Raw genomic sequence first — 4,560 nt, forward strand, 5'->3', positions numbered from 1 at the left:
GGGGGTGTCTTTTTATCCGGCGCGGGGGGGGGCCGGGCCCCGGCCGGGGGGGGGCGCCCCCCCGCGGGGGGCGCCGCCCGCCGGCGGCCGGGGGGGGGGGGCGGGCGCGGCGATGCAGTGGCTGAATCCGAAGGCATGGCTTGCGTGCGTGGCCGCGATGGGTGCGTATGCGGCCGACGGCGACCGCGCGCAGGTCTGGCAATTCGCGGTGCTGTATCTGGTGATCTGCTTTGCGTCGATCGCATGCTGGGCGTATGCGGGTGCGTCGCTGCGGCATCGGCTCGCGAATGCGCGGCGGATGCGGCTGTTCAACCGCGCGATGGCACTGCTGCTCGCGGGCAGCGCGCTTTATCTGCTCGATATCTAGCGTCGGCACTTCGACACGGGTGATTGCGGCGGATGACGCGCAAATGACCGATGATGCAGGCCGTCTTCGGCACCGGCCCGCCCTTCCCGCAGTCAGCTCGCGGCGCTTCGATATTGCCCGGGCGTGGCGGCCGCGATGCGCCGGAACGCGCGCTGGAAATGCGCCTGGTCCGCGAAGCCCGCATCGAGCGCGACATCGGCGATCGGCCGCCCGCGGCGCAACTCCGCGCGGCCGTACTGCACGCGGCGGTCGATCAGGAACGCGTGCGGCGTCATCCCGTAGCGGGCGTTGAACGCGCGGATCAGGTAGGACGGCGACAGGTCGGCGGCCGCGCAGATCGCATCGAGCGTGACGGCCTGACGGCAATGCGCGGCGATGTAGTCGGCCGCCCGCGCGAGCTTCGCGTTGTCGGCCCCGCGCCGCGCGGCGCCGGGCAGTTCGCGATCGAGCGCGCCGTGCAGCCGCGTGAAGAATTCGACCGCCGCGCTTTCCTTGCCGAGCGGCTCGACGCCGGGCGCCACCAGCGCGCGGTAAAAGCCGCCGAACTGCGCGAACAGGTCGCACCGTTGCGTCAACTTCGGCGAAAACCCGTGAAAATCGCTGTTCGGATCGCGCCCGAGCGAATGCTGCAGACGCGTGAGCCACGGCACGTCCACGTAGACCATCCGGTATGCCCACGCGTCGGGGCCGTACGGATTGCACGCATGCACCTGCTCCGGATCGATGATCACGAGCACGCCGCGCCCGACCTGCTCCTTCGTCGCGCCGTTCAGGTAGGTGCTCGTGCCACCGACGATCGCGCCGAGCGAAAACGTGTCGTGCGTGTGCTTCGCGTAGCAGATCGTCCGCCCGTCGTCGACGGTGCGCGCCTCGATGAACGGCAGCGCGGCATCCCGCCAGAACGGCGACGGCACGGCGATGGTGTGGGCGGAACGGCTCACGCGACAGGCTCCCGGAAACGGACGGCAAACGCACACCGTACAAGACTGCGCGGCGCGATGCAACCGCGTGCCGACGCTTCGCGGCCGGATCGCCTAAGCTTTGAATTCGGCCGCCGCGGCACACGCGGTGGGTTCCGTTCCCTCTTCCAACCGGTACGCTCATGCACATCGATCTGACAGGCAAGACCGCGGTCGTCACCGCTTCCACCGCCGGCATCGGGCTGGCGATCGCCGAAGGGCTCGCGCACGCGGGCGCCCGCGTCGTCGTCAACGGACGCAGCGACAAGTCGGTCGAAGCCGCGCTCGGGCTGCTGCGCACCGCGGTACCCGACGCGGACGTCGACGGCGTCGCCGCCGACCTGTCCGACGCCGCCGGCGCCGCGCGCATCACGCAGCACACGCCGGAGGCCGACATCCTCGTCAACAATGCGGGCATCTACGGGCTGAAGGCGTTCTTCGACATCGACGACGACGAATGGACGCACTACTTCCAGATGAACGTGATGTCCGGCGTGCGTCTCGCGCGTCACTACCTGAAGGGCATGCTCGAGCGCAACACGGGCCGCATCGTGTTCATTTCGTCGGAATCGGGCCTGAACATCCCGGTCGACATGATTCACTACGGGTTCACGAAGACCGCGCAACTGGCGATCGCGCGCGGCCTCGCGAAGGTCGCGGCCGGCACCAACGTGACCGTCAATTCGGTGTTGCCGGGGCCGACGATGTCGGAGGGCGTGCGGGCGATGCTGAAGGCGACGGCCGAGGAAACGGGCCGCAGCATCGACGATGTCGCGGTGGATTTCGTGCGCAGCCAGCGCGCGAGCTCGATCATCCAGCGGCCGGCGACGACGGAGGAAGTCGCGAATCTCGTCGTGTACGTCTGCTCGCCGCAGGCGTCGGCGACGACAGGCGCGGCGTTGCGCGTCGACGGCGGGGTGGTTGACACGATCGCCTAGGCACGGCGGGCGCTTACGGTGACGTCGGGAGGGCGGGTCAGTCTACGGATTGCGTTTGCCATTCAGTTCCCCCCGAACGCCTGCCAAGTCGCGGGCGTCAAACCGGGCGGCACGCCACCGCTCAATCGGCAATGGTTGGTTGCGCTGCCCCGCCACATCATTCATTTTATCTACGGACTGATAGGATATTTATTCTTAAGCACCTTTCGAACCCTTTCTCGAAGTTGGTGAATTAACCCAGGGCTACCGAAACGAGGACCATTAGGCAACTGTATATTCTCGCCAGCAACCTCTTTGTTATGGATCGCTCCTGGCCGCTGAAATCTGTGATAGGTCGACCCGCATTAGCCGAATTGAAAATTCGGCAGAAACAAGATCAGCTGACCGCCACATACGCAAGAAAGTCCGTCCAGCGCGAATGGTTTATTGTCGCGATCAGGAAACTTGGCGACGCCTTCGTCGATGATGGCAGAAAGGGCACAAGTCGCATCGTCGCCCTTGCGGAGCACGCGACCCGCTCATGAATATCGCCCATGTTAAGCTGCAGGTGGCTTCGCTGGCGCGGACGAGAAATTTTGCAACTGCCTCAAAGTCAGTCGCCAAACTTACATTTCTGCCTTGAAAACTGTGGCTCCGAAATCGGATCAAACGAGCTAATTTTCATATTCCTTATATCTATAACATCAAACCCAAAACGACTAGACACAAATATCGATTTTTGATCAGAACCAATCGCAACATCATATATTCCACCACCATACGTTCTCTTTATAATCGCGCGCAGCGTCGGCTTTAAAATATAAATTGAAATAAATGTAGCCTGAGGGCCGCGAAGATCCACCTTGTTTGGCATTCCATAAACAATCAAACTTCTCCCATCCAAAGAAAAAGCACCGCCCTCAATATGATGATCGATTTTAACTATTCCAACTTTCCTTCCACCTCGCTTAACGACCAATTCGGACGGACCGAGGATCTGTGCCGAATACCTTCCATCGCAAGACCTAACAACCTTCGCACATGCATCCGACAATAAAAGTGCAAACAAAATAAACGCAACACATTTCCTCATACCTTATCCCCCAATATCTGATACGCCATTTGCGTCTCAGCCCAACGCAACGGCAGACTATTAATGTCGTATGGGTTAATAATCCTGCTTACAGCGCGCGATGCCAATTTTGACATTCCGATGTCTGCGGTCTTTTCGACTGGATATCGGACGCAAAAGAAGCCAGCAGTATCTACGCAAGAGTAGCTATCATTCCCTACCCGCTCGGGATTTGTTATAACCGGACCATCGCCGGGCGGCTTTTTACTGAACCATGCACGATCATATGAATTCCCATCAAGCCAACCCCTAAACACCCAATATTCGGAATAGTTATATCGCCCAGTAAGCTGCTTGAATCCTCGCCCTCGAAACTTAACCCCATCACCAGAACCAGTATTCCCCAATCTAATGCTATTTTCATAACCATGAAAATACGAAACAAATCTCGCCGGTGCATTCAAATAGCCACCCGACTCTATCGCAATCGATTCGTGACTATCCCTAACAGCAACAGGGACCGCAATGCTGGCCTCACGAACCGCCATCATATAATATGACTCGACTGCGACCTGCCCTAAAAAATGAGAGATGCGAATTGAATTTACAATACCATACTTTCTCGCGACCCGGCTTACCGAACCTCTATACAGCTCTCGATATTGCTCACCAGCCTTCCGTACCGATATGTAATTAGACTCAGAATAGATTTGCGAAAACTCATCTTTACCCAACCAACCGCACCTTCTAAAATTCCGAATGAACTCAAGCGGATGGAAAAACCACAGCTTCTGCCCCGCAGGAAGTCCCGTTCTGTCCCAAAACTGAACCTCCTTCAGGTACTTCATGAAATCCTTGTAGCCCTTCTCATTACCGTGGTAGAAGCCGCCCTCGTCAAGCAGCCTCACATAGCGTCCCCCGTTGTTCGTACTATCCCACTCGCTCGGCGCGTGACAGACAAGGCCGCGCAACTGCCGCCGTACCTGCGCATGACCCTTTACATACGCAGACAGCACTCTCGTCTTGTGATCTTCCGGCGTCTCCCCTGTCACCGCTGACACTTCGTGCGGCGCAGCATCGTTCAGTATTCTCTTCAGCGCATCCACATCGCACAGTCCGTCACTGCTGAACGGCGTATTGCCCTCACTGACTTTCTGCCAACCCACGGAAGACAGGAAGTCCGCATCGGAGAACTTGTGGATACTTGAATCATTGATATCGATGTAGCCAACCTTGTCTGCCGCC

General features: G+C 59.4%; 6 protein-coding genes. 3 read left to right on the forward strand and 3 right to left on the reverse strand.

Annotated elements, in window-relative coordinates; genetic code table 11:
• Positions 1-367 (forward strand): LysE family translocator (locus tag DIE21_RS36545; protein ID WP_409364678.1); only part of this gene is annotated, 367 nt, incomplete at its 5' end.
• A gap of 92 nt (positions 368-459) precedes the next feature.
• On the opposite strand, the gene DIE21_RS36550 is transcribed toward DIE21_RS36545, so the two are convergent.
• Positions 460-1,308 carry an AraC family transcriptional regulator gene (locus tag DIE21_RS36550; protein ID WP_124502176.1) on the reverse strand — a complete coding sequence of 283 codons (849 nt, stop codon included), beginning with the start codon at positions 1,306-1,308 and terminating at the stop codon, positions 460-462.
• Between the two features lie 161 nt (positions 1,309-1,469).
• On the opposite strand from DIE21_RS36550, the gene DIE21_RS36555 reads away from it, so the two are divergent.
• Positions 1,470-2,264: an SDR family NAD(P)-dependent oxidoreductase gene (locus tag DIE21_RS36555; RefSeq protein ID WP_124502177.1), complete on the forward strand. Its 795-nt coding sequence runs from the start codon at positions 1,470-1,472 to the stop codon at positions 2,262-2,264.
• 299 nt (positions 2,265-2,563) lie between these two features.
• On the forward strand, positions 2,564-2,788 hold the full coding sequence (locus tag DIE21_RS36560; RefSeq protein WP_124502178.1) for a hypothetical protein: 225 nt from the start codon (positions 2,564-2,566) through the stop codon (positions 2,786-2,788).
• 68 nt (positions 2,789-2,856) lie between these two features.
• On the opposite strand, the gene DIE21_RS36565 is transcribed toward DIE21_RS36560, so the two are convergent.
• Together DIE21_RS36565 and DIE21_RS37485 are read right to left on the reverse strand one after the other, a co-directional pair.
• Positions 2,857-3,336, reverse strand: coding sequence for a hypothetical protein (locus DIE21_RS36565; protein ID WP_124502179.1), 480 nt, complete (start codon positions 3,334-3,336; stop codon positions 2,857-2,859).
• Positions 3,333-4,560: glycoside hydrolase family 19 protein (locus DIE21_RS37485; RefSeq protein ID WP_409364679.1), on the reverse strand; the 1,228-nt coding region annotated here is incomplete at its 5' end. The genes DIE21_RS37485 and DIE21_RS36565, both read right to left, overlap by 4 nt.

It is taken from the genome of Burkholderia sp. Bp9140 (assembly GCF_003853425.1).
In the GTDB taxonomy this organism is placed as follows: Bacteria; Pseudomonadota; Gammaproteobacteria; order Burkholderiales; family Burkholderiaceae; genus Burkholderia.